This is a genomic window from Streptomyces sp. NPDC020958 (genome assembly GCF_055562175.1).
The window spans coordinates 455,445-480,736 of the sequence record NZ_JBVHFU010000006.1 but is presented as its reverse complement, the minus strand read 5'-3'; the positions used below and the strand labels follow the sequence as shown (position 1 = coordinate 480,736).

The window sequence follows — 25,292 nt, the reverse complement described above, 5'->3', positions numbered from 1 at the left end:
ATCTGGCGTTGACTTTTGGCACGCTGTTGAGTTCTCAAGGAACGGTCGCTTCCTTTGTACTCACCCTCTCGGGCTTTCCTCCGGGCTTCCCTTCGATGTTCCAAACTCTATCAGTGTTTTTCCGGCCCCCTGACCACCCTCCCGCAGGCATGCGGAAGATGATCCGAAGTTAGGATCTGACGAATTTGGGTTCTGCTGACCGAGGACGCGTTGCCGCGCCGCATGGCCCGAAGCAGGAGTACGACTGTACACGGGGCTTCGGAGCCCGTGCAAATCCATTACCCCTGGTGGTCTAGACCACTAGCTGGTAGCTTCCATGCGGAACCGCCACTTCATATGACATACGCTGCTGCTCAGGGCCGTCCGGGACAGGTAGTGACGGCCCGTAAGCAGCTCCACTCCTGGGAGGCTTCCCATGACCACCGTGACGTCCCCTCTGGCAGGACGCGCCATCGGACTGGCCGCCGTGCCCGATCCGGTCTTCTCCGGGGCCATGGTCGGCCCGGGTACAGCCATCGACCCCGCGCGCGAGCCTGCCGAGGTCGTGGCACCCGTTGACGGAGTCATCGTCTCCCTGCACCCGCACGCGTTCGTCGTCGTCGACGAGAGCGGCCACGGCGTGCTCACCCACCTCGGCATCGACACCGTGCAGCTCAACGGCCAGGGCTTCGAACTGCTCGTCAACAAGGGCGACACCGTGACCCGCGGTCAGGGCGTCATCCGCTGGAACCCGGCCGAGGTGGAGGCCGCCGGCAAGTCCCCGGTGTGCCCCGTCGTGGCGCTCGAGGCCACGGCGGACTCCCTCTCCGAGCTCCGTGAGGACGGCGACGTGAAGGCCGGGGACGGTCTCTTCGCCTGGAACTGAGTCGTCCGGAGCTGACGACCCCGTTCGCCTTCCCTCCGTATATGACAGAGGGGGCGACGACCACGACAACCATCGCGGCGGCGGGACCCGCCGCACTATCGGAGACGGGTGAGATGGAAACAACGCTGCGAGGCGTCGGCGTGAGCCACGGTGTGGCGATCGGCGAGGTTCGGCACATGGGAACGGCGGTGCTGGAGCCGCCTGCCAAGCAGATCCCGGCGGAAGAGGCCGGGCGGGAGCAGGGCCGGGCTCGTCAGGCGGTGGAGGCGGTGGCCGCCGACCTCATGGCGCGCGGCAACCTGGCCGGCGGCGAGGCCCAGGCGGTGCTCGAGGCGCAGGCCATGATGGCCCAGGACCCGGAGCTGATGGCCGACGTGGAGCGCCGGATCGCCGTCGGCAGCACCGCTGAGCGTGCCGTGTACGACGCGTTCGCCGCGTACCGCGAGCTGCTGGCCGGCGCCGGCGAGTACCTCGCCGGCCGGGTGGCCGACCTGGACGACGTGCGGAATCGTATCGTCGCCCGGCTGCTGGGGGTGCCGATGCCGGGCGTCCCGGACAGCGACGAGCCGTATGTGCTGGTGGCGCGGGACCTGGCGCCGGCGGACACGGCGCTTCTCGATCCGACGCTGGTGCTCGGTTTCGTCACCGAGGAGGGTGGCCCGACGAGTCACAGCGCGATCCTGGCCCGTGCGCTCGGTGTACCGGCGGTCGTGGCACTGCCCGGCGCGGGTGAACTCGCCGAGGGCACGGTGATCGCCGTGGACGGCAGTACCGGCGACATCTTCGTGAATCCGAGCGCGCAGAAGCAGGCGGAGCTGCAGGGGGCGGCCGCTGAGCGAAAGGCGGCGCTGGCCGCCTCGACCGGACCGGGTGTCACCGCGGACGGGCACAAGGTGCCGCTGCTGGCCAACGTGGGCGGACCTGCGGATGTGCCGGCGGCTGTGGCGGCCGGTGCCGAAGGCGTGGGCTTGTTCCGTACCGAGTTCCTGTTCCTGGACGACAGCAAGAACGCTCCCTCCGAGGAGAAGCAGGTCGAGGCCTACCGTCAGGTGCTCGAGGCGTTCCCCGAGGGCCGGGTGGTCGTGCGGGTGCTGGACGCGGGTGCCGACAAACCGCTGGACTTCCTCACCCCGGCGGACGAGCCGAACCCGGCATTGGGCGTGCGCGGGCTGCGGACGCTGCTCGACCACCCCGAGGTGCTGCGCACCCAGCTGACCGCGCTGGCGAAGGCGGCGGAGGGGCTGCCTGTCTACCTTGAGGTGATGGCGCCCATGGTGGCCGACCGCGCGGATGCCAAGGCGTTCGCGGATGCCTGCCGGGAGGCGGGGCTGCGGGCCAAGTTCGGTGCCATGGTGGAGATCCCGTCGGCAGCGCTGCGGGCGCGCTCGATCCTCCAGGAGGTCGAGTTCCTGTCGCTGGGCACCAACGACCTGGCGCAGTACACGTTCGCCGCGGATCGTCAGGTGGGTGCGGTGTCCCGGCTGCAGGACCCGTGGCAGCCCGCGCTGCTCGACCTCGTCGCGCTCTCCGCGGAGGCGGCGAGGGCCGAGGGCAAGAGCTGCGGTGTGTGTGGTGAGGCCGCGTCCGATCCGCTGCTGGCCTGTGTGCTGGCTGGTCTGGGTGTCACCTCCCTGTCCATGGGTGCGGCGTCGATTCCTTATGTCCGGGCGATGCTCGCCAAGTACACGGTGGCGCAGTGCGAGCGGGCCGGGGCGGCGGCGCGTGCTGCCGACAGCGCGGACGAGGCGCGCGCGGCGGCTCAGGCGGTGCTGTCGGGCGAGTAGCCGGGCGCGGCCGTGGTCGGCTGTCTTTCCAGGGGCGCTCCACCTGTGGGTGGGGCGCCCCTGGTGCGTTTCAGTGGTGGTGGCCCGGTGGTGTGTCCTGACCGCCGAGGTCGGGCGGTGCGCAGTAGTCGACGTCGGACTCCGGGGAGATGAGGTCACCGGTTTCGATGTCTGTGCAGTAGGCGTCGAAGACTTCTCCGGCCGTCAGCGGGGCGAGGGTGTCTCCGCGCAGTCGCCAGCCGTAGACGCGGTCGGGGTTGCCCGGGGCGCTGGTGCGCATGACGAGGCCGCCGGGGCTGCGGGTGGCGAGGCCGAGGGCGAGGACGCTGGTGAATTCGAGGGTCTCGGCCTCGTCGAGGTCGGTGGTGCCTTCGGCGTTCCGGTCTGCGTGGAGGACGGTGACGAGGGTTTCGGGTGGTCCGGAGACGCTGCAGACGAGGTGCCGGTCGCCGGGCGGGGCGGTGTCGAGGATGCGGGTGAGGAGGTGGGAGGCGCGGGTGAAGGCGGCCCGTCCGACGTCCTCGCCGCAGGTGGGGCAGGGGCCGAGCCGGGCGAGGAGAGTGCTGGCGTACTCCCAGGTGGCCTGGCGTACGGCCTCGTCGACGAGGGCGGGGACGAGATCGGTGAGGGGTCGGCCGTCGTAGGGGATGGTGGCGCCGGTGGCGGCGAGTTCGGCGGTGAAGCGGGTGCGGCTCGCGGGGTGGTCCGGGTCGAGTCCGGTGTCTGTGCAGAACTCGGCGTACTCCTCGGGGTCGAACAGGGCGAGTGTGGTGTGGGTGCCTTCGGACGCGCGGATCCTGAGGAGGGCTTCGATCTGGTGGAGGTAGGTGGGGTGGTCGTCGAAGGTGAAGGTGCGGTAGCGCCGCATGGCGCGGAAGTCGTGTTCGTCGGTCAGCAGGCCGATGGTGCCGGCGATTTCGCGGCGCAGGACGCGTCGCATGCCCCGGTGGTCGGTGCGCGCCATGGTTTTCCCCCTGTGTGCGGTCGATCAATGCTCACTCACAGTAACCGGCGCCGCTGACAATCGGGGGTGTGGAAGCCGGTCCCGGACGACTCGGTGCTGAATTCCGCAGGTCAGGGCGATGAGGGCACCGAACGCTGACCAGCCGAGCGGGCCGACGGCGACGGCGGCGGTGACGGCGAGTGGGCCGATGCTGCGCTGGGCGGACTGGGCGAGTCCGTGGACGCCGAGGTAGGCGCCCTGGGCGGTGGCGGGTGCCAGGGCGACGGAGAGTTCCCAGGAGATGGTGGCGTGGAGCATCTCGGCGAGGGTGAAGGCGGTGGCCGCGGCGGTGAGCAGGAGGACCGCGGTGGGGGTTGAGCCGGTGGCGGAGAGGGCCATGGCGGTGCCGCCGAGGGCGAAGGCGGCGGAGAGCGGGACGAGGAGCCGGCGGGCGGCCTCGCTGCTGGCGCCGAAGCGGGCGAGCGGCACTTGCAGGGCCACCACCAGCACGTTGTTGAGGACGAGCAGCAGGGGCGCGAGGCCGTGCGGGACGTGGTCGCTGTGGGCGATCGAGAGGGGCAGGCCGATTTTGAAGACGGCGTCGTCGAGGAAGAGGACGGTGTCGGTGGCGACGTACGCGAGGTAGGTCCGGTCGCGCCACGGGCCGGCCGGGTTCGGGGTGCGGGGCCTGGTCCTGGAGCCGGCCACGACGCGGGAGACCGAGGGGGGTTCGCCGCAGCGCAGGGTGAGGAGTGCTGTGGCGAGGAAGGAGACGGCATCGCCGACCAGGAGCCATCGGTAGGCCGTGGTGGTGCCCAGGGCGAGCGCTGCCGCGGCCGTCAGGCCGCCCAGGGCCCAGCCTGCGTTGGCGAGGGTACGGCTGAGGGCCTGGTAGCGGACTCGTTCGGGGCCCGCGACGCGGGTGGCATACAGCTTGGTGAGGACGTTGGCGGCGCGGTCACCGAGGGCGCCGACGGCCGAGATGGCGAGCAGCAGGGTGTAGTCGTCGGTGGTGAGCAGGGCGAAGGAGGCGAGTGCGCGCAGGAGTTGGAAGGCGGTGAGGACGCGGGTGAGGGGCAGCCGGTCGGCGAGGCGGCCGCCCAGGGGTGCTCCCGCGATGCCGATGGCGCCCGACACGGCGGCGAGGGTGCCGACTTCGGGGAGGGAGAGACCGGAGACGTAGGTGAAGTAGAGCACCGACACCGACGCCCACAGTCCGCTGCCGATGCGGTCGACCAGGGCGATGACGAGCATTCTGCGCCCGTCGCGGCCTCCGGGTATGCGTTTGGGTCGTGTCCTCGTGCCGGGCGTCGTCTGCAATGCTCCCCCTTGCCGGAAATTATGTACTGATACATACTTGCCAACGTGGTAATACAATATGAGATCACTGGGTCCACGGCCAAGGGGATTGCCGCGTCCGTCGAACGGGGCGTGGCGGAGGGCAAGCTGGCCCCGGAGGCGGCGCTGCCGCCGGTGCGGCGGCTCGCGGAGGAGCTGGGGGTGAGCCCGGGCACGGTCGCCACGGCGTACAAGGAACTGAGGCGGCGCGGGATCGTCGTCACGCGCGGGCGTGGCGGCACCGTGGTGGCGCCCGCTCCGGCGGTGGCGTCACGGCGGCCGCCCAGAGTGCCCCCAGGGCTCCGCGACCTGGCCGGCGGGCATCCCGATGCGGCCCTGCTGCCGGGTCTGGTGCCGCCCTCGCGGCTGTCCCCCGGCGCCCGGTCACACCGTTCCGCGCCGCGGCTCGCACGGCTGGAGGAAGCCGTACGTGACTGGCTGCGGCCCGACGGCCTCCCGGTGGAGCACGTGACGTTCGCGCACGGTGCGCTGGACCTGATCGCCCGCGTTCTGACCGTGGAGCTGCGGCCCGGCGACGCCGTGGCCATGGAGGACCCCGGATATCACCACCTGCTCGACCTCGTCCCCGCGCTGGGGCTGCGGACCGTGCCGGTTGCCGTGGACGACGAGGGAATGCGTCCGGACAGTCTGGCCGCGGCCCTGCGCGCGGGTGTGCGGGCCGTGGTGTACAGCCCCCGGGCGCAGAATCCGTACGGCGGCTGCTTCTCGGCCGCGCGCCGGGACGCCCTGGCCGAGGTGCTGCGGGCCGAGCCCGACGTCCTGGTGATCGAGAACGATCACGCGTCCTCGGTGACCGACGCCCCGCTGCACTCGCCGGTCGGCGCGGGCCTGGCGCGCTGGGTGCACGTGCGGACGGTGAGCAAGTTCCTCGGCACCGACCTGCGGTGGGCGGCAGCCGCCTGTGACGCGACGACGCTCGCGCGTCACGACGGTCTGCTGCTCCTGACGTCGGGCTGGGTCAGTCATCTGCTGCAGGAGACGGTGCTCGGGCTGATGACCGACCCGGACACGCGCGCGTTGGTGGCACGCGCGCGTGCGGCGTACTCAGTACGCCGACAGGCGCTCGCAAAGGAGCTGGCCGAGCGTGGTATCGCTTCGCACGGGGCGAGTGGGATGAACCTGTGGGTGGGCGTGCGGGACGAGTCCGCCGTGGTGAACGGTTTGCGCTCGTACGGCTGGTGGGTCGCGGCGGGCGCGCGTTTCAGGCTTTCGGCCGGCCCGGGGGTCCGGATATCGACCGCGGGGCTCGAGCCGGTCGACGCCGCGCGGCTGGCCTCGGACTTCGCCTCGGTACTGGGCGAGTCCGAGGCCACCTACGGCGGCTGATGGCGCTCGCTGAGGAGCTCAGGTGCGTTTACGGGCGAGGTCCTCGTAGAAGCCCAGCAGATCGAGGTTGTCGATGGAGCCCGGGTTGACGGCCTTCTCCAGGGGCGTGCCCTGGAGAAGGCGCTTGACCGGGACCTCGATGCGCTTGCCGGTGAGGGTGTGCGGGACGCCGGGCACCTCGATGATCTCGTCGGGGACGTGCCGGGGCGAGAGCTGCTCGCGGATGGCCTGCTTGATGCGGTTCAGCAGGGCTTCGTCGAGGACCGCCCCGGGCGCCAGGTGGACGAAGAGGGGCATCCAGTAGCCGCCGTCGGGCTGCTCGATGCCGATGACGAGGGATTCCCTGATCTCGGGCAGGCGCTCGACGACCTCGTAGATGTCGGCCGAGCCCATCCGTACGCCCTGCCGGTTGAGCGTGGAGTCGGAGCGGCCGTGGATGACGACCGAGCCGCGTGACGTGACGGTGATCCAGTCCCCGTGCCGCCAGACGCCGGGGTAGGTGTCGAAGTAGCTCTCGTGGTAGCGGCTGCCGTCGGGGTCGTTCCAGAACCGGGTCGGCATGGAGGGCATCGGGTTGGTGACGACCAGTTCGCCGACCTCGTCGGTGACGGGGTTGCCGTGGGGGTCCCAGGCCTGGAGGTCGGTGCCCAGGCCTGGTGCCTGGAGTTCGCCGGTGTGGACCGGGAGGGTGGGGACGGCCCCGGCGAAGCAGGAGCACACGTCGGTGCCGCCGCTGACGGAGGCGATCCACAGGTCGTCGCGGACCTCGTCGTGCAGCCAGCGGAAGCCGTCGGGGGGCAGGGGGGAGCCGGTGGTGGCGACACACTGCACCCGGGAGAGGTCGAAATCCCGGGACGGATGGACGCCTGCCTTGCGGCAGGCCATCACGTAGGCGGCGGAAGTGCCGTAGAGGGTGGCTCCGGTGCGTTCGGCGACGCGCCACTGGGCGCTGATGTCGGGGTGTCCGGGGCTGCCGTCGTACAGGACGATCGTGGTGCCCGTGAGGAGGCCGGAGACGAGGAAGTTCCACATCATCCAGCCGGTCGAGGTGTACCAGAAGAAACGGTCCTCTGGGCCCAGGTCGCAGTGCAGGCCGAGCTGTTTGAGGTGTTCGACGAGGATGCCGCCCTGGGACTGGACGATGGCCTTGGGCAGGCCGGTGGTGCCGGAGGAGTAGAGGACCCACAGGGGGTGGCCGAACGGGACCTGCTCGAACTCGGGCTCGGTGTCGGTGGCGGTCAGGGCGGCCCAGTCCAGGGCGCCCTCGGGGGCCGGGGTGCCGAGCAGCGGGATGTGCACGACGGCGCGCAGGGTCGGCAGTTCGCTGCGGAGTTCGGCCACGGTCGCGCGGCGGTCGTGTTCCTTGCCTCCGTAGCGGTAGCCGTCGACGGTGAACAGGACGACCGGTTCGACCTGCTGGAAGCGGTCCAGAACGCTGCGGGCGCCGAAGTCGGGGGCGCAGGAGGTCCAGACGGCGCCGACGGCGGCGGTGGCGAGGAGCGCGACCACGGCCTGCGGGATGTTCGGGAGGTAGCCGCTGACGCGGTCGCCGGGGCGGACGCCGAGGGCGCGGAGCGCGGCGGCCAGGGAGCCCACCTGGCGGCGCAGCTCCGCCCAGGTGACCGGGTGGGGTTCGTGGGTCTCGTCGACGTGCAGGAGCGCGGGTTCGTCGGCGCGCGCGCCGGCGGCCCGCAGGGCGTGCTCGGCGTAGTTCAGGGTGGCGCCGGGGAACCATTCGGCGCCCGGCATGGAGCGGTCGCCGAGCACGCGCGCGTAGGGCGTCGAGAACCGTACGTCGAAGAACTCCGCGACGGCTTTCCAGAAGGTGTCCAGGTGGTCGACGGACCAGCGGTGCAGGGCCGGATAGCCCCCGTCGGCGGGTGCTCCGTGGTGTGCCGCCGCCCAGGACTGGAACGCGGTGATGCGGGCCTGCGCGATCCGTTGCGGATCGGGCTGCCAGAGCGGCTGGGGGTTCGCGGTCGACATGGGGCGGCTCCCGGGCTTCTGCGCTGGTGTGCGTGGGACGCGCACGGGCGGGGGTGGGCGCGTGACGCGGCTGACAGGGACGATGCCATGTGATCGACTTCTGCACCAGGGTGCGCTCCCCGTGGACCGTGTCGTGAAGATCTGGTCCCGGCGCGGGTGAACGGCAGTTGAACGGCGCGCATGTGTGGTGCGTGGAGTGGCAGGGTGAGCAGCATGGACGGTCGTGACCTGGTGCGTTCGGTGAGAGTGGTCGGTTCGAGGAAGGCGGCTCTGGGGTTGCGTACCGTACGGGCCGCGTGGCGCAGGAGGCGCATCGATGCGGCCGGGCTGCCCGCGCGGGGGGCGGAACGGGCCCGGGTGCCCGGGCCCGTGCAGGGCGCGGAGCCGGGCCCCGGGGGCGGGGTGATCCGCTTCAGCCGGTCCGAGCTGCGGATCATGGTCGCCGTGAACGGCGCGGTCTTCTGGGGCTGGGACGGGGCCGGTCCCGCACCGTCGTACGGGCTCGCTGGTCGCGGTCCTGAGGCCGACCCGCGGGCGGTGCTCGAACCGGACACCGACGGCGGCTGGCGGGTCGTGGCCGAACGGGTGACGGTCAGTGTCTCGCGGCACGGCGCGGTGGAGGTGTGCACGCCGGGTGGGGTGATGCTGCGGCGGGACCTGCCGCCTCGGTGGTGGGAGCCGGTGGACGGGGGTGCGGCGCGCTGGGTGCAGCGCTCGGAGGTGGCGGCGGACGCGCGGTTCTTCGGTCTCGGCGGGCGGGCCTCGGGGCCCCGGCTGCGGGACGGGTCCTATCGGCTGTGGAACACCGACCCCGGGCACGCCTTCGGGCCCGGTGACGATCCGCTGTACATCACCATGCCGGTGCAGTTCGTGGTGGCGGACGCCGCCGCGCACCTGGTGTTCCACGACACCTCGTGGGACGGGACGGTGACCCTCCGGGAGGGTGAGGAGGGAGCTGGTTCGGGTCATGACCGGACCGGACGGAGCGAGCTGCGGATGGACGGTGGCCCGCTGCGCTGCTGGGTGATGGTGGGCACCCCCGCGCGCGTGCTGCACACCTGGGCCTCGCTCACGGGGCCGCCGGCCCTTCCGCCGGCGTGGGCGCTGGGCCATCACCACGCCCGCTGGGGCTTCGGCAGCGAGGAGGAGGTGCGGCGGACCGTCGCCGGTTACCAGGAGCGGGATCTGCCCCTGGACGCCGTCCATCTGGACATCGACCACTATGACGCGCAGCAGGTGTTCACCGTCGACCGCGAGCGCTTCCCGAAGCTGCCGACGCTGGCGGAGGAGCTGCGGCGGGACGGGATCCGGCTGGTGTCCACCGTGGGCCCGGCGGTGAGGGCGGAGCGGGGCTACGCGGTTCATGACAGCGGGGCGGCGGTGGACGCCTTCGTACGGGATGCGTCGGGGCGGCCGGTCGAGGGGGTGGGGTGGCCCGGGGAGTCGGTCTTTCCCGACTTCACGCACGCGCGCGTGCGCAAGTGGTGGGGTGCGCTGTACGAGGAGCGGCTGGCGCTGGGCTTCGCCGGGTTCTGGCACGACATGAACGAGCCGACGTCCTTCAACGCTTTCGGCGAGTCGACGCTGCCGCGTTCGTCGCGACACGCTCTGGAGGGCCGGGGCGGCGACCACCGTGAGGCGCACAACGTCTATGCGCTCTGCATGGCCCAGGCGGCCTACCTGGGGCTTCGGGAAGCGGCGCCGGGTGAGCGCCCCTTCCTGTTCTCGCGCTCCGGCTGGGCGGGAATGCAGCGCTACGGCGGCACCTGGTCCGGTGACGTCGCCACCGGCTGGCCCGGGTTGCGTGCGTCCCTGTCGTTGGTTCTGGGGCTCGGGCTGTGCGGGGTGCCGTACTCGGGCCCGGACGTCGGCGGGTTCGACGGGAGCCCGTCGCCCGAGCTGTTCCTGCGCTGGTTCCAGCTGGGCGCGTACCTGCCGTTGTTCCGCACGCAGGCCGGCATGCGGGCGGGGCGCAGGGAGCCGTGGGAGTTCGGGCCCGAGGTGCTGGAGCATGCGCGCGCGGCGCTCCTCGAACGCCGGCGCCTGCTGCCGTACTTCATGACGCTGGCGCATCTGGCGAGACGCACCGGCGCGCCCTATGTGCGGCCGTTGTGGTGGGGTGAGCCGGAGGACCGGGCGCTGCGTGACCGGGAGGACGCGTTCCTGCTGGGCGACGCTCTGCTGGTGGCGCCGGTGCTGGATCCGGGCACCGACCGGCGTGCGGTGCGGCTGCCCCGGGGGCGCTGGTACGACACGCTGTCGGAGCAGGCGTACGAGGGGCCCGGGCAGGTCCTCGTGGACGCGCCGCTGTCCCGGATCCCGGTGCTCGCGCGCGCGGGTGCCGTGCTTCCCGTGCGGGGCGAGGACGGCGGTACGCGGCTGGAGGTGTGGGCGCCCGTCCGGGGGCGGACGGGCGGCGGGCTGGTCGTGCCGGACGCGGGCGACGGCTGGGACGAGCCGGAGGTGGAACGGTACGTCGCCCGTTGGGAGGGCCGGCAGGTGGTGGTCCGGCGCGAGGGCGAGAACGGCGTCGGCGAGCCGTCCCGGCCCGTGCGCGTGAGGGGGCTGGGCTGAGCCGGAGGGCTCAGTAACGGCCCTCGAACCACGCGCGTACGGCGACGCTGTGCAGGGGGAAGGCGAGTTCCTCGGGTCGGCGCAGCAGGTGCCAGCCCTCCGTCTCGTCCGTCGCGCCCGACGGCGGCAGGCCTTCGGCCGGGCGTTCCGGGAGGAGGCCGAAGAGCAGCAGGTGCCCGTCGGGCGAGCTCATGGCGTCGACGAGGCGCACGTCGCGGGCGGCCGCGTCGATGCCCGTCTCTTCCTTGAGCTCACGGACCACGGCGTGCCGCCAGTCCTCGCGGTCGTCGACGTAACCGCCGGGCAGCGCGACGCCTCCGCGCGCGGGGGCGACGGTGCGGGTGATGACGACCAGGGCGGTGCCCTTCGTGTCGTACACGGGCTGGAGGGCGATCGCCACCGGTAGCGGATTGCGGTACGCGGTGTGGTTGCAGGCCGCGCAGGTACGGGGCCAGCCGGAGATGCCCTCTCCGTAGGCCGCTCCACAGCTCGAACAGTGCGAGTCCGGAGCGGAGTTGGCAAGAGGGTGCTGATTTTCGGACACGCGCGGACTTTATCCGATCACGAGGGTGTCGTCTCACGGTCAGCGGAGCACCTTCTTCCGGAAGTGAAGTGACGCCCAGTGATCAGGAGGCGGACCGGCCATCGGCGTTCGACTGCGCGGCCTGCCCAATTCGGGCGGCCCGTGGCACACTTCTGACGTTCCGTCAGATCTGCTGCCCTGGAGGAGCTTTGTCGCGTACACGCATGCCGGCGGTCGACGGCTGGTTCACGGGCGAGGGGAACGCCTTCCGGCTCCTGGGCACCCGCTGTGCCGCCTGCGCCACGGTCTTCTTCCCGCGCGAGGACGTCCACTGCCGCAACCCGGCGTGCGACGGCGGCGATCTGACCGAGGTGCCGCTCGCCCCGCGGGGGCGGATCTGGTCGTTCACCGACAGCAGATACCGGCCTCCGTCACCCTATGTGAGCGATCCGGAACTTCCCTGGGAGCCGTACGCGTTGATCGCTGTGGAGCTGGAGTCCGAGCGGATCGTGGTGCTGGGACAGGCGGTTCCCGGTATCACCGTCGCCGATCTGGCGGTGGGCATGGAGGCCGAGGTCGTCCCCGGAGTGCTGGCCGAGGACGCGGAGACGACCTGGACCACCTGGCACTGGCGGCCGACGGGGGTGGCGCGATGACGGCGGACGTGGCGGTGCTCGGCGTGGGCATGCATCCTTGGGGCAAGTGGGGACGCGGATTCGTCGAGTACGGGACGGCGGCTGCCCGCGCCGCCCTGGAGGACGCGGGGCTCCGGTGGCGGGACATCGGCTCGATCGTGGGCGCGGACACGGTACGTGGCGGCTATCCGGGCTATGTCGCGGGCGCGACCTACGCCAAGGCGCTGGGCTGGCAGGGGGCCCGGGTGACAAGCGTGTACGCGGCGTGCGCCTCCGGTGCCCAGGCCGTCGCCGCGGCGAGGGCGCAGATCCTGGCAGGGCTCGCCGACGTGGTACTCGTGGTGGGCGCGGACGCGGCGCCCAAGGGTTTCTTCCGGCCCGCCGGAGGAGAGCGTCCCGACGATCCCGACTGGCTGCGCTTCAGGCTGCTCGGGGCGACGAATCCGGCCTACTTCGGGCTGTACGCGCGCAGGCGGATGGCGGTCTTCGGGGACACCCCGGAGGACTTCGCGCTGGTCAAGGTGAAGAACGCGGCCGCAGGGGCGGCGAATCCGTACGCCCGCTACCGCAAGCGGGTCACCCCCGAGGAGGTCGCCGCCTCCCAGGTGGTCGCGGATCCGCTGCGGCTGCTGGACATCTGCGCGACCTCCGACGGCGGGGCCGCGCTGGTACTGTCCAGCCTGGAGTTCGCCCGTCGGCACGGTTCGCGGCGGCCGGTGCGGATCCGGGCCGTTTCCACGGTCACGCCCCGCTATCCGAGCACGGTGCTGGACCTGCCGGACATCGCCACGGACTCGGCCGCCACGGTCGAGCCCCCGGAGCGGACCTTCCGGGCGTCGATCGCGAGCGCCGCCTACGAGGAGGCGGGCATCGGCCCCGAGGAGCTGTCCCTGGCGGAGGTGTACGACCTGTCCACCGCGCTGGAGTTGCAGTGGTACGAGGATCTGGGGCTGTGCGCCGAGGGTGAGGCGGCGAAGCTGCTGCGGGAGGGCTCGACGGCGCTCGGCGGCCGGATACCCGTCAACGCCAGCGGCGGCCTCGCCTCCTTCGGAGAGGCGGTGCCGGCCCAGGCGATCGCCCAGCTCTGCGAGCTCACCTGGCAGTTGCGGGGCGCGGCGGGAGACCGGCAGGTCGCGCACGCGCGCGTGGGCATCACGGCCAACCAGGGGCTGTTCGGGCACGGTTCGTCCGTGATAGCGGTGGCCTGACGGGACCGGTGTGACGGGAGGATTCGCACACTGCGTGACCACCCCGGAATGATGCGTGAACGTCTCATGAACTGCCCCTGGGCGCACGCCCAGGGGGCCATCATGCTCCCGTGCTCTCCTGGACGGATGCTCTCCGTTTCGCCTTCCAGCCGGTGGTCAACCTGACGACAGGCGGGGTCGCCGCACTGGAGATCCTCGCCCGCCCCGAGACGGGTGACGTCCTCGCCGAAGCCCACCGCGACCCCGAACTCGACGGCAGGCTGGCCGTGCTGGCCTTCCGGGCGGCGGCCCGCAGGGAGACCCTTCTGCCGCTGCACATCAACGTCTTCGCCGCCACGCTCGCCGACCTGGGCGGCATCGGCCCGCTGCCCGAGGCCGTCCGCGAAGCCGGCCGGATGCCCTGGGAGGTCACCCTGGACATCGTCCCGCCGTACACGCATGTGCCGCAGCGGTCCCTGCTGGAAGCCGTGGCGACCCTGCGCGGCCAGGGCTTCAGGATCAGCGCGGACGGCATCGGCGACGGAGACGTGCCCCTGCGACTGCTCACCGACCTCTCCCCCGACCTGGTCAAACTGGACGCCTCGCTGCTCGGCCGGCCTGCCGCGGTCCGGGCGATGCGCACCCTGTGCGAGGAACTGGGCGCCCTCCTGGCCGTCGAGGGTGTCGAGACGGAACTGCAGTATGCGGCGGCCCTGTCGGCCGGGGCGCAGCTGGGCCAGGGCGAACTGTTCGCACCGCCGGCCCGGATCCCGGTGGCCGAGGTGTACGTTCCGCCACCCTCGCCCGCCGCCGTGGCCCGGCCGCGCTCCGGGCCGTCGGTACGGGAGTTCGTACGGCCTGCCGCACTGCTGCCGGTCACCGCGTCCGCGTCGCAGGTCCGGACGCTGCTGACCGGGTCCCCGGACGTCTCGGGCGTCCTCCTGGTGGACCAGGCGGGTGCCCCGGTGCGGTCGGTGCACCGCTCCCGCTTCCTGCTGTCGATGTCAGGCCGCTACGGGCACGCCCTGTACGCCGACCGCCCGGCCTTCAAACTCGGCGACGTACCGCGCACGGTCGGCGTCGACGCGACCGCGTGGGAAGTGCTGGACGTGGTGGCCGTCGGCGGCCGGGACCGTGCCTCCGACGACGTGGCCGTCGTCGACCGGCTGGGGCGCTGTGTGGGCGTCGTCCACCTCGCCGACCTGCTGCGGGCACTCGCCGAGACCCGGGTCGAGGAGGCCGCCGGGCTCAACCCGCTGACGCGGCTGCCCGGTTCGGACACGATCACGGTCGAGGCGGATCGGTGGATCGCGGACGGCCGGGTCGTCGCGCTGAGCTGGCTGGACATCGACCACTTCAAACTGGTGAACGACGGGGCCGGGTTCGCGGCGGGCGACGAGTTGATCCGCGCGGTGGGACGGGCCGTACAGGAGGCCGCCGTCGGGCCCGCGCGCGTGGGGCACATCGGCGGCGACGACTTCCTGGTGCTGGCCGACGAGACGGGCCTTGACCCGCTGGAGGCGGTGCTCGACGCGCCCTGGTCGGCCGGTGGCCGTTCCGTCACGCTGTCCCTGGCCACCGTCGTCTGTCCTCCGGGCAGCGTGGCCGACCACCGGCAGGCGGCCGCGTGTCTGGCACCGCTGAAGAAGGCCGCCAAGGCGCTGCCCGGGGCTAGTTGGGTGCTGGGGCGGGCGGGGCTGTCCGGGTACGAGATCCGGCGCGGCTCGGGCTCCTACCCGGCCCAGGCGGGGTGCGCGGTGCTGGAACCGTGAGAACTGCTCCCCTGCGGTTGCCTGTCATCGTTGCCGTCAGCGACCTTGACGCCCCCTGGACGCCGGTGAAAACTTCCGGTGTCGGTCGACATCGCCGTACATTCCCGGTGTAATCAGGCACTGCGCCCTGCGCTGTCCCGACGTCGCCAAAGAACCGTTCCTGCTCTAAGCGCCGGGCCAATCCCCCGGCCAGCGCCCTGGGAGCCGCCATGAGCAACGGAGACATATTCGTCGGCGAAGTCATCGGCGCGGCCATCCTGATCGTGTTCGGCGCCGGTGTCTGCGCCGCGGTCACCCTCAGACACTCCAAGGCCCGGGCCGCGGGACGGGTGGTGATCGCGTTCGGCCGGGGATTCGGCGTCCTGGCCGGCGCCCGCACCGCCGCCCCGCTGTCAGGAGGGCAGCTCAATCCGGCCGTCACCATCGGCAGCGCCGTCGACACCGGTGCCGTCTCCACCATCCCGGAGATCCGGAAGCCGGTCGCCGACCTCATCACCGAGATCATCGCGACCATGGCGCTGGTCCTGCCGATCCTCTGATCGGCGGGGCACTCGCGGGTCTCCTCTGCAACGTGGCCTTCTGATCTCCCCGCCTTCACCCGCACCCCCAGGACCCAGCGACCACCGCAGCCTTCGGACCCAGCGACCAAGGGGTAGCCATGCCGGACACCGCCGAGAAGTACGTCGCCGCCATCGACCAGGGCACCACGTCGAGCCGCTGCATCATCTTCGACCACGGCGGCGCGATCGTCGCCGTCGACCAGCGCGAGCACCGCCAGATCTTCCCCAAGCCCGGCTGGGTGGAGCACGACGCCACCGAGATCTGGTCCAAGGTGCAGGCCGTGGTGGCCGGGGCGCTCGCCACCGCGGGGCTGCGAGCCGACCAGTTGAGCGCGCTCGGCATCACCAACCAGCGTGAGACGACGGTCCTGTGGGACAGGGCCACCGGCAAGCCCGTGCACAACGCGATCGTCTGGCAGGACACCCGTACCACCGCCCTGTGCAACGAACTCGGCGGCAGCGACGGTCCGGACCGGTTCCGCGAGCAGACCGGGCTGCCGCTGGCGAGCTACTTCTCCGGGCCCAAGGCGGCCTGGCTGCTCGACAACGTACCCGGGCTCAGGGACCGCGCCGAGCGCGGCGAGATCGCCTTCGGGACCATCGACTCGTGGCTGATCTGGAACCTCACCGGCGGCACCGACGGCGGCCGGCACGTCACCGACGTCACCAACGCCGGGCGCACCATGCTGATGAACCTGGAGACCCTCCGGTGGGACCCCGCCGTCCTCGCGGCGATGAACGTCCCCGCGGCGGTCCTGCCCGAGATCAGGTCCTCCGCGGAGGTGTACGGCACCGCCGTCGGCCGGCTCGCCGGGGTGCCGGTGGCCTCCGCCCTGGGCGACCAGCAGGCAGCGGTCTTCGGGCAGGCCTGCTACGAGGCCGGCACGGCGAAGAACACCTACGGGACGGGCAGCTTCCTGCTGCTCAACACCGGCAACCGGCCGGTGGCGTCCAAGAACGGACTGCTGACGACCGTGGGCTACAGGATCGGTGACGAGGCACCGGTGTACTGCCTGGAGGGTTCGACAGCCGTGACGGGCGCGCTCGTCCAGTGGTTCCGCGACCAGCTCGGCATCATCCGCACCGCCGACGAGATCGAGCCGCTGGCCGCGAGCGTCGACGACAACGGCGGCGCCTACATCGTGCCGGCCTTCTCCGGCCTGTTCGCCCCCTACTGGCGTTCGGACGCGCGCGGGGTGATCACCGGGCTGACCCGCTACGTCACCAGGGCACATCTCGCGCGTGCGGTGCTGGAGGCGACGAGCTGGCAGACGCGGGAGGTCGTGGACGCCATGTACCAGGACTCCGGGGTGCGGATCACGACCCTGAAGGTGGACGGCGGCATGACCAGGAACAACCTGCTGATGCAGCACCAGGCCGACGTGCTCGGGGTGCCGGTGATCCGGCCCCGGGTGTCCGAGACGACCTGCCTGGGCGCCGCCTACGCGGCCGGCCTGGCGACCGGCTTCTGGAACGATCTGGACGAACTCAGGTCGCACTGGCAGAAGGACGCCGAATGGACCCCCGCCATGCAGGCGTCGGTGCGCGAGCGGGAGTTCGCCAACTGGCGCAAGGCGGTGGAGAAGAGCTTCGGCTGGCTCGACGAGGACGCCGAGTAACCCCCTGGGACCACGGCCCGTACCCCGGTCGGCGGGGGTACGGGCCGTGCCGCCGCTCAGGTGGTGGCGGCCTGCCGGTGCGCCGCTGCCGCGGCCATCGCGTGCTGGACGACACCGATGAGCACCTCCTTGACCGACCCGCGGTCCCGGGCGTCGCAGAGCACAACCGGTACGTCCGGGTCGAGGTCGAGGGCGCGGCGGATGTCCTCCGCCGGGTAACGGTCCGAGCCCTCGAAGCAGTTGACGCCCACGAGGAAGGGGATGGAACGCCGCTCGAAGTAGTCGACGGCGGCGAAGCAGTCCTCCAGTCGGCGGGTGTCGGCGAGCACGACGGCACCCAGCGCGCCCTCGGACAGCTCGTCCCACATGAACCAGAACCGTTCCTGCCCGGGCGTGCCGAACAGGTACAGCACCAGGTCCTCGCGCAGGGTGATGCGGCCGAAGTCCATGGCGACGGTGGTGGTGTGCTTGCCCTCGACACCGGAGGTGTCGTCGACCGGCCGCCCCGCCTCGGTGAGCAGTTCCTCGGTGCGCAACGGCCTGATCTCGCTGACCGCGCCGACCAGCGTCGTCTTGCCCACGCCGAAGCCGCCGGCCACGAGGATCTTGAGCGTGACGGGCTCGACCGGGGGCTTGCCGCGCTCAGATCGCCCGAAGATCATCGATCTCTTCTCCTGCTTGATGAGGGTCATTCCTTGATGGGGTCGTGCTCGGTGAGGGTGGTTCCTGATGTGCCGCCGGGTGGCGGATGTCCGTACCCGCCGCCACCCGGGGTTTCGATGACGAGTACGTCGTCGGTGCCGACGTCGGCCGTGTCGCTGCCGCCGAGTTCGGTGACCGTACCGTCCGCCCGCTCCACGCGGTTCGCGCCGAGCGCGCCCGGCGCCCCGCCCGCCATCCCGTACGGCGGGACACGACGGTGCTGGGAGAGAGTGGAGACGGTCATGGGTTCGAGGAAGCGGATCCGGCGGACCGCGCCGTCCCCGCCGCGCCAGCGCCCCGCGCCGCCGCTGCCGCGCCGTACGGCGAACTCGTCGAGGCGCACGGGCAGCCGCCATTCCAGGACTTCCGGGTCGGTGAGCCGGGAGTTGGTCATGTGGGTCTGTACGACGCTCGCGCCGGGAAATCCGTCGCCCGCTCCGGATCCGGAGGCGACGGTCTCGTAGTACTGGTGGCGTGCGTTGCCGAAGGTGACGTTGTTCATGGTCCCGGACCCCTCGGCCTGGACGCCCAGTGCCGCGTAGAGGGCGCCGGTGATGGCCTGGGAGGTCTCGACGTTGCCCGCGACAACGGCGGCCGGCGGTTCGGGAGCGAGCATGGAGCCCGGTGGGACGACGATGTCCAGGGGCCGCAGACAGCCGTCGTTGAGCGGGATGTCGTCGGCGACCAGGGTCCGGAAGACGTACAGCACCGCCGCGTTGACGACGGAGAACGGGGCATTGAAGTTGGTGGCGAGCTGCGCGGAGGTGCCTGTGAAGTCGATGGTCGCCCGACGGTTGCCGCGGTCCACGCGGACGCTCACCCGGATGACGGCGCCCGAGTCGGTCTCGTAGGCGTACTCGCCGTCGTCCAAGGCGTCGACGACCCTGCGGACGGCTTCCTCGGCGTTGTCCTGGACGTGGCGCATGTAGGCCTGGACGACGTCGAGACCGAACTCCTCGATCATGCGGCCGACCTCGTCGACGCCCTTGCGGTTGGCGGCGATCTGCGCGCGCAGGTCGGCGAGGTTGGTGGGGACGTTGCGGGAGGGATGGCGGGCCTCGGCGAGCAGCCGGTGGGTCTCGGCCTCCCGGAACCGGCCGCTCTCGGCGAGCAGCCAGTTGTCGAAGAGGACTCCCTCCTCCTCGATGGTGCGGCTGTTCGCGGGCATCGAGCCGGGGGCGACACCGCCGATCTCGGCGTGGTGGCCCCGGGACGCGACGTAGAAGAGGATCTCCCCGCCGTCACCCGCTGTGACCGCGGTGCCGCCGGTTCCGAAGACCGGGGTGATCACGGTGACGTCGGGCAGGTGGGTCCCGCCGTGGTATGGGTCGTTGACGGCGTAGGTGTCGCCAGGACGCATCTGGGCGCCGCGACGGCGGATGACCTCTTTGACGCTGGTGCCCATCGAGCCCAGGTGGACGGGGATGTGGGGGGCGTTGGCCACCAGGTTCCCGTCCGGGTCGAACAGGGCGCAGGAGAAGTCCAGGCGTTCCTTGATGTTGACGGACTGGGCCGTCGACTCCAGCCTGGCGCCCATCTGCTCGGCGATGGACATGAAGAGGTTGTTGAAGACCTCCAGCAGAACGGGATCGGCTTTCGTGTCGAGTTCGGAACTCTGCGTAACCGCCACGCGTTCCATGACCAGATGCCCGTCGTCGGTCGCGGTGGCCCGCCAGCCGTCGTCGACCACGGTCGTGGCACTGGCCTCGGTGATGATCGCCGGGCCGGTGACAAGTTCGCCGGGAGGCAGCTCCTCGCGGCGGTGGAGGGGTACGTCGCGCCAGGCGCCGCCGGTGTGGAGGCGGACGGTCTCCGGGGCGGCGGGGCGGCCTTCGTAAGGGGCGAGGGCGGACAGATCGGGGGGTCGGGTGATGCCGGTGGCTTCCACGGAGAGGGCCTCGACGACGACCGGACGGTCGAGGGTGAAGGAGTACGTGGCGCGATGACGATCTTCGAAGGCGTGTTTCATCGCGCCCGGTTCGGTGAGGTCGACGGTCAGGACGGTGTCGGTGCCGTCGTAGCGGAGCTGGGCGCGGCGGGTCACCTCGATACGGTCCTCGGGGACGTCCTCGGCACGGAGTTCGGCGCGGGCCGCGGCTTCCAGGTCGTCGGCGGTCTTGCGGACGCCGGGCATGGCGGCGGGCTCAAGAAGGACCTCGACGGACTGTTCGCGCATGGCGGTGGTGTCGGCGAGCCCGATACCGACTGCGGACAGCACGCCTGCCATCGGCGGCACCAGGACGGTGCGGATCCCGAGCGAGTCGGCGACCGGGCACGCGTGCTGCCCGCCGGCCCCGCCGAAGGTGGTGAGGGCGTAACGGGTGACGTCGTGGCCCTTCTGGACGGAGATCCGCTTCACGGCGCCCGCGATGTTGGCGACGGCGATGCTCAGGTAACCCTCGGCGACCTGTTCCGGGGTGCGGTCGTCGCCGGTCTGCTCGCGGATCTCCCGCGCGAGGTCGGTGAAACGGGCGCGGACGAGGTCGGCGTCCAGGGGCTGGTCGCCGTCCGGGCCGAAGACGTGGGGGAAGTGGGCGGGCTGGATACGGCCGAGCATGACGTTGGCGTCGGTGACGGCGAGCGGGCCGCCACCGCGGTAGCAGGCCGGGCCGGGGTCGGCGCCGGCCGAGTCCGGGCCGACGCGGTAGCGGGAGCCGTCGAAGTGCAGCACCGAGCCGCCGCCCGCGGCGACGGTGTGGATGTCCAGCATGGGGGCGCGCAGTCGGACGCCCGCGATCTGGGTGGTGAAGACCCGCTCGTACGCCCCGGCGAAGTGGGACACGTCGGTCGAGGTGCCGCCCATGTCGAAGCCGATGACGCGGTCGAAGCCGGCGAGCTGCGACATCCGCGCCATGCCGACGATGCCTCCGGCCGGCCCGGACAGGACGGCGTCCTTGCCGCGGAACTGCCCGGCTTCGGCCAGGCCGCCGTTGGACTGCATGAACATCAGTCGCACGCCTTCGAGTTCGTCGGCGACTCGGCGGACGTAGCGGCGCAGGACAGGCGACAGGTAGGCGTCGACGACGGCGGTGTCGCCGCGCGGGACGAGCTTCATCAGCGGGCTGACCTCGCTGGACAGCGAGATCTGCGGGAAGCCGGTGCGGGCGGCCAGCTCGCCGATCGCCCGCTCGTGGGCGGGGTGCAGGTGGCTGTGCATGCAGACGACGGCGACCGCGCGGATCCCGTCGTCGTACGCCTGCCGGAGCGGGCCCGCCAGGGCGTCCAGGTCGGGGGCGCGCAGGACGGTGCCGTCGGCCGCGATGCGCTCGTCGGCCTCGATGACGCGTTCGTACAGCAGCTCGGGCAGGTCGATGCGGCGGGCGAAGATGCGCGGGCGGTTCTGGTAGGCGATGCGCAGGGCGTCACGGAAACCGCGGGTGACGACCAGGAGGGTGCGCTCGCCCTTGCGTTCCAGGAGCGCGTTGGTGGCGACCGTGGTGCCCATGCGGACGGCGTCCACAGGCTCGCCGGAGTCGGCGAGGAGTTCGCGGACGCCCGCCACGGCCGCGTCGGCGTACCGCGCGGGGTTGTCGGAGAGCAGCTTGTGGGTGAGCAGCCGGCCGTCCGGGCGCCGGGCGACGACGTCGGTGAACGTCCCGCCGCGGTCGACCCAGAACTGCCAGCCTGTCACGTCACCACTCCGCTTCCACGCCGGTCACAGCGCCCGGAGGCCGTTGATCACGTCGCGCAGAATACTCTCGTCCACCAGCTCGGCCGGGGGCACCGGCCGGTTGACGTGGACGAGTTCCCCGGCGACGAGGTCGCCGATGAGGACCCGGACGACTCCGATGGGCAGGTCGAGTTCCGAAGCCAGCTCGGCGACCGACTGCGGTACGTCGCGGCAGAGCTCCACGATGTCGACGTGCTCCGGGGACAGCGTCCGGTCGGCCTCGGGGTCGTCCGCGTGGGGTTCCGTGACGACCACCGCGATCAGGTCGAGGCGGTGCTGGGCCGGACTCGTGGTGCGCCCGCGCGTCATGGCGTACGGACGGACGACCGGTCCGGCCTCGTCGTCGAACCAGCGACCTGTTCCCTGACCGTCTGCGCTCATGTCATCCCACTACCCGCCTGCGGGCAGATCGGTGCGCGGAGCGGACCCCAGATGTACGCCGACCCGCTTGACCAGCAGGGTCATCTCGTAAGCGACCTGGCCGACGTCGGAGTCGGCGTCGGAGAGGACGGCGAGGCAGCTGCCGTCGCCAGCGGCGGTGACGAACAGGAACGCGTCGTCGAGTTCGACGACGGTCTGCCGGACACTGCCCGCCTCGAAGTGACGGCCCACGCCCTTGGCGAGGCTGTGGAAGCCGGAGGCCACGGCCGCCAGGTGCTCGCTGTCCTCTCTGGTGAGGTCCTTGGAGACCCCGGTGGGCAGGCCGTCGCCGGAGAGCACGACGGCCTTGCGGATGCTGGCCACCCGGTCCACGAGGTCGTCCAGGAGCCAGTTCAGCTCGCCCTTGTTCGTCGCCGTGCGGCCGGTCGCCATCGGATCGGTCATCGACCGTCCCCCTTAGTCGTTCCTTGTGCTGTGCCCTGCCGGGCCCCGTCGCCCGTGGCGTTCTCCGCCCGCCCGCGCTGCCAGCCGCGCTGGAGCGAGGCCATGCGGCTGCGGACCTCGTCGGCGTCGCGCTCGACGGGTTCCGGTTCGCGCGGGGCGGGTCGTGCGGGGTCCTGTCGCAGTTGCGGGGCCAGGTTGGCCTGCCGTACCCGCCTGGGCAGCGGCCGGGTGCCGGATTCGGCCTCCGGGGGCGTGCTGCCGAGGGACGGGACGGAGTCGTCGGGGCCGCTGCCGGTGGTGATCTCGGAGCGGCGGTCACGCTGGGGCAGGGCGGTCGGCCAGGCGGGTTCGGACGGGTACGCCGGGTGTTCCCCGGGCCGTTCGGCCGAGCCAGTGGCGCGGTGCCCGGAGGCGTCGGTGCGGCGGCGGGACGGCAGCGGGGCGAGTCGCCCCGGCTCGGGGCGGCCCGGGTCCGCCTGCTCCCGCTGGTCGGACTCGGCACGGCGGGCGCGCGGCTCGGTGACGGGTTTGCCGTGCGAGCTGACCAGCTTGGGCGCATGCCGTCTGGGCAGCGCCACAGGTCCGCCGGGGCGTTCGTCCTGGAAGGCGTCCGGGACCCCGGGCGCGCTGCGATGAGGCTCGCCCACGGCGGGCACGGTGTCGTCGCCGGCCCGGGTGAGGGGGCGGCCGGGGTGGAACAGTCCGCCGCGTTCGCTGTCGTCGCCGGTGAGGGCGCCCGGGAAGCCCTCCAGTGGGTCCAGGCCGGCCGGCGCCTCCAGCTCGACCGGGCCGTCGAGCGGCGCGGCCGGCGTCCCGGTCCGGTGCGAAGGGACCTGGCTCAGGGCGTTGGCCCGGCTCTTCTCGGTCTCCGCCTGGGGGGCGAGGTGGTCGCGGTCCAGGCGGAAGCCGATGCCGTTGGTGTCGGGGACGTCGTCGGTGAGCAGCACGTCGGGAATGAAGACGACCGCGGTGGTGCCGCCGTAGGGGGACGGCTGGAGCGACACGCGCACGTTCTGGCGCTGGGCGAGGCGGCTGACCACGAACAGCCCGAGCCGGTCGGTGTCGGAGAGTTCGAACTCGGGTGTCTCGGCAAGCCTCAGGTTGGCCTCGAGCAGCGCCTCGGCGGCCATGCCGAGACCCCTGTCGTGGATCTCCAGGGTGAAGCCGTTGGCGACACGTTCGCCGAGGACCTGCACCGCGGTGTGCGGCGGCGAGAACACTGTTGCGTTCTCCAGGAGTTCGGCCACGAGGTGGGTGAGGTCGGCGACGGCGGGGCCGGTGACGGCGACGCGGGGCAGCCGGCGCACCTCTATGCGTTCGTAGTCCTCGACCTCGGCCACGGCCGCGCGCACCACGTCCATCAGCTGGACGGGCCGGCGCCACTGGCGCGAGGGCGCGGCGCCGGAGAGGATCACCAGGCCCTCGGCGTGGCGGCGCATCCGGGTGGTGAGATGGTCGAGGCGGAAGAGGTCGGCGAGTTCGTCGGTGTCCTCGGTCCTGCGTTCCATGGTGTCGAGCAGGGTGAGCTGTTTGTGCAACAGGACCTGGCTGCGGCGGGCGAGGTTGACGAAGACCTCGGAGACGCCGGAGCGCAGTTCGGCCTGCTTGACGGCGGCCTCCACGGCGGCGCGCTGGAGGGTGTTGACGGCCTGGCCGACCTCGCCGATCTCGTTCTTGTCGTACTCCAGGCGCGGGACCTCGGTCTCGACGTCGACCAGTTCCCCGGCGGACAGCCGGCGCATCACGCTCGGCAGCCGGACCCCGGAGGCCTCGTGCGCCTCCTGGCGCAGCAGCCGCAGGTCACGGATGAGGGCGCGGCCGACCCGGACCGACATGATCAGCGAGAACAGCACGGCGACCAGTCCGAGGACCCCGACGACGGCCGCCTGGACGATCACGCTGACGGCGACGGGCCGGATGCGGTTCTGGTAGCCGTCGGCGACCTGGTCGTCGAGCGTGCCCAGTTCCTTCAGGACGCTGCCGGCGGCGGTGTCCCAGCTCTTCGCGCTGACGTCGTCGGGTGTGCCGGAGCCCAGGGCGATGACGGACCGCTCCGCGGCCCGCAGCGGAGCGCTGGTGGCGTCCTTCCAGAAGCGGTCGAAGCGGTCACGTTCCGACGCCGGGAGCAGCGGCAGGCTGGTGTCGTAGAGGAGGGTGCGCTGGGCGACCAGGTCGGAGATCTCACGGGTCTCGTCGCGGGAGATCTTCCCGACCACCAGGGAGGAGCCGAGCAGGGCGTCCTCACGCGAGAGGAGTTCCCGGGCGAGGGTGAGGTTGTCGAGGGCGTGACCCTGCTTCTCCATCTCTACGTCGTCCAGGCCGTCGAGACTGGTCAGCAGCGCGTAGCAGGGTTCGACAAGGCGGTTGTACAGGTCGAAGGCCTGGGAGCGGCTGACGGTCCCCGCCTCGACGCTGCGGCGCAGGGGGGCGATGCCGTCGAAGGCGTCGAGCACGGCGGTGAGGCGGTCGCCGTCGTCCGCGTTCACGGCGTCGCGGACGTCTCCCTTCCGGGCGTTCGCGCGGAGCCTGGCGACGGCGCCGTCGGTGGCGGTGCGGGTGCGGCGCAGTGCGGCGAGCGAGTCGGCGGCGCGCGGATCGGCGAGATAGACGAGGGTCTGCCGACGTTCCTGCTGGAGGACCTGGATGGTGTCGTCGGTGGGGTAACCGATGTCCTCGACCACGGCCGACACCTGGAACAGCCGGCTGACTTCACGCCCGGTGAGTACGGCGGTGAAGCCCCAGACGGCCGTCAGGGACACCAGCGGCACGAGAAGCAGCGCCACGATCTTCCGGCGGATCGACTTCCCGCGAAAGCGCATGGCCTCCCCCAGCTCGACCCCCGCGAGGCGGGGGTACATATGTGCGTCAACAAACGGCGCGAGCCTACTACCGCCACAGGGATAACTCGAAGAACCGTCCGGACGGTGAACTTCCGCCTCTGCGCCGCGGCATGGCGGACAGA

The 25,292-nt window shown here is 71.8% G+C and carries 16 protein-coding genes and 2 pseudogenes; 9 read left to right on the top strand and 9 right to left on the bottom strand.

Translation table 11 applies throughout. From position 1 onward, the window contains the following. Positions 1-415 precede the first annotated feature (415 nt). Both ACZ3KP_RS21465 and ptsP read left to right on the top strand, forming a co-directional pair. The gene (locus ACZ3KP_RS21465; RefSeq protein ID WP_467501273.1) at positions 416-865 is read left to right on the top strand and encodes a PTS sugar transporter subunit IIA; all 450 of its coding nucleotides are present in this window, start codon (positions 416-418) and stop codon (positions 863-865) included. Between the two features lie 113 nt (positions 866-978). Then, entirely contained in the window at positions 979-2,649 is a 1,671-nt protein-coding gene (ptsP, locus tag ACZ3KP_RS21460) for a phosphoenolpyruvate--protein phosphotransferase (protein WP_467501290.1), read from the top strand. A gap of 70 nt (positions 2,650-2,719) precedes the next feature. On the opposite strand, the gene ACZ3KP_RS21455 is transcribed toward ptsP, so the two are convergent. Together ACZ3KP_RS21455 and ACZ3KP_RS21450 are read right to left on the bottom strand one after the other, a co-directional pair. After that, on the bottom strand, positions 2,720-3,613 hold the full coding sequence (locus tag ACZ3KP_RS21455; RefSeq protein ID WP_467501272.1) for a hypothetical protein: 894 nt from the start codon (positions 3,611-3,613) through the stop codon (positions 2,720-2,722). Positions 3,614-3,637: 24 nt separating this feature from the next. Then, positions 3,638-4,846, bottom strand: a complete 1,209-nt coding sequence (locus ACZ3KP_RS21450) for an MFS transporter (protein WP_467501271.1) — start codon at positions 4,844-4,846, stop codon at positions 3,638-3,640. Positions 4,847-4,957: 111 nt separating this feature from the next. Between ACZ3KP_RS21450 and ACZ3KP_RS21445 the strand changes: the two genes are divergently transcribed. Next, positions 4,958-6,277, top strand: coding sequence for an aminotransferase class I/II-fold pyridoxal phosphate-dependent enzyme (locus ACZ3KP_RS21445; protein ID WP_467501270.1), 1,320 nt, complete (start codon positions 4,958-4,960; stop codon positions 6,275-6,277). An 18-nt stretch (positions 6,278-6,295) separates the two neighbouring features. Here the strand turns inward: ACZ3KP_RS21445 and ACZ3KP_RS21440 are convergent, their stop codons facing one another. After that, positions 6,296-8,263 (bottom strand): acetoacetate--CoA ligase, encoded by a 1,968-nt coding sequence (locus ACZ3KP_RS21440; RefSeq protein ID WP_467501269.1) that lies wholly within the window; start codon positions 8,261-8,263, stop codon positions 6,296-6,298. A 213-nt stretch (positions 8,264-8,476) separates the two neighbouring features. Here ACZ3KP_RS21440 and ACZ3KP_RS21435 point away from each other — a divergent pair, with 213 nt between their 5' ends. Continuing rightward, positions 8,477-10,837 (top strand): glycoside hydrolase family 31 protein, encoded by a 2,361-nt coding sequence (locus ACZ3KP_RS21435; RefSeq protein ID WP_467501268.1) that lies wholly within the window; start codon positions 8,477-8,479, stop codon positions 10,835-10,837. Between the two features lie 10 nt (positions 10,838-10,847). On the opposite strand, the gene ACZ3KP_RS21430 is transcribed toward ACZ3KP_RS21435, so the two are convergent. Continuing rightward, positions 10,848-11,381: an NUDIX domain-containing protein gene (locus ACZ3KP_RS21430; RefSeq protein ID WP_361341809.1), complete on the bottom strand. Its 534-nt coding sequence runs from the start codon at positions 11,379-11,381 to the stop codon at positions 10,848-10,850. Positions 11,382-11,584: 203 nt separating this feature from the next. Here ACZ3KP_RS21430 and ACZ3KP_RS21425 point away from each other — a divergent pair, with 203 nt between their 5' ends. The 5 genes and pseudogenes from ACZ3KP_RS21425 (at position 11,585) to glpK (ending at position 17,133) form a co-directional block, all read left to right on the top strand. Continuing rightward, positions 11,585-12,016, top strand: a complete 432-nt coding sequence (locus tag ACZ3KP_RS21425) for a Zn-ribbon domain-containing OB-fold protein (protein WP_467501267.1) — start codon at positions 11,585-11,587, stop codon at positions 12,014-12,016. Then, positions 12,013-13,203 carry a lipid-transfer protein gene (locus tag ACZ3KP_RS21420; protein WP_467501266.1) on the top strand — a complete coding sequence of 397 codons (1,191 nt, stop codon included), beginning with the start codon at positions 12,013-12,015 and terminating at the stop codon, positions 13,201-13,203. Before ACZ3KP_RS21425 ends, ACZ3KP_RS21420 begins: the two co-directional genes overlap by 4 nt. Positions 13,204-13,313: 110 nt before the next feature. Then, positions 13,314-14,954: an EAL domain-containing protein gene (locus tag ACZ3KP_RS21415; protein ID WP_467501265.1), complete on the top strand. Its 1,641-nt coding sequence runs from the start codon at positions 13,314-13,316 to the stop codon at positions 14,952-14,954. Between the two features lie 209 nt (positions 14,955-15,163). After that, a pseudogene (locus ACZ3KP_RS21410) lies at positions 15,164-15,490 on the top strand (aquaporin); the annotation flags it as partial. A gap of 122 nt (positions 15,491-15,612) precedes the next feature. Next, positions 15,613-17,133, top strand: coding sequence for a glycerol kinase GlpK (gene glpK / locus ACZ3KP_RS21405; protein WP_467501264.1), 1,521 nt, complete (start codon positions 15,613-15,615; stop codon positions 17,131-17,133). Between the two features lie 56 nt (positions 17,134-17,189). Here the strand turns inward: glpK and ACZ3KP_RS21400 are convergent, their stop codons facing one another. From ACZ3KP_RS21400 to ACZ3KP_RS21380, 5 genes and pseudogenes are all read right to left on the bottom strand, one after another. Beyond that, the gene (locus tag ACZ3KP_RS21400; RefSeq protein ID WP_358982667.1) at positions 17,190-17,795 is read right to left on the bottom strand and encodes a GTP-binding protein; all 606 of its coding nucleotides are present in this window, start codon (positions 17,793-17,795) and stop codon (positions 17,190-17,192) included. After that, positions 17,776-21,466: pseudogene (locus tag ACZ3KP_RS21395) on the bottom strand (hydantoinase B/oxoprolinase family protein). Before ACZ3KP_RS21395 ends, ACZ3KP_RS21400 begins: the two are co-directional and overlap by 20 nt. A 24-nt stretch (positions 21,467-21,490) precedes the next feature. Continuing rightward, complete coding sequence (locus tag ACZ3KP_RS21390) at positions 21,491-21,886, bottom strand: DUF742 domain-containing protein (RefSeq protein WP_467501263.1); 396 nt, start codon at positions 21,884-21,886, stop codon at positions 21,491-21,493. A 9-nt stretch (positions 21,887-21,895) separates the two neighbouring features. Next, entirely contained in the window at positions 21,896-22,330 is a 435-nt protein-coding gene (locus tag ACZ3KP_RS21385) for a roadblock/LC7 domain-containing protein (protein ID WP_132894220.1), read from the bottom strand. Further along, positions 22,327-25,149, bottom strand: a complete 2,823-nt coding sequence (locus tag ACZ3KP_RS21380; protein ID WP_467501262.1) for a sensor histidine kinase — start codon at positions 25,147-25,149, stop codon at positions 22,327-22,329. The genes ACZ3KP_RS21385 and ACZ3KP_RS21380 overlap by 4 nt, the downstream gene beginning before the upstream one ends. Positions 25,150-25,292: the final 143 nt, after the last annotated feature.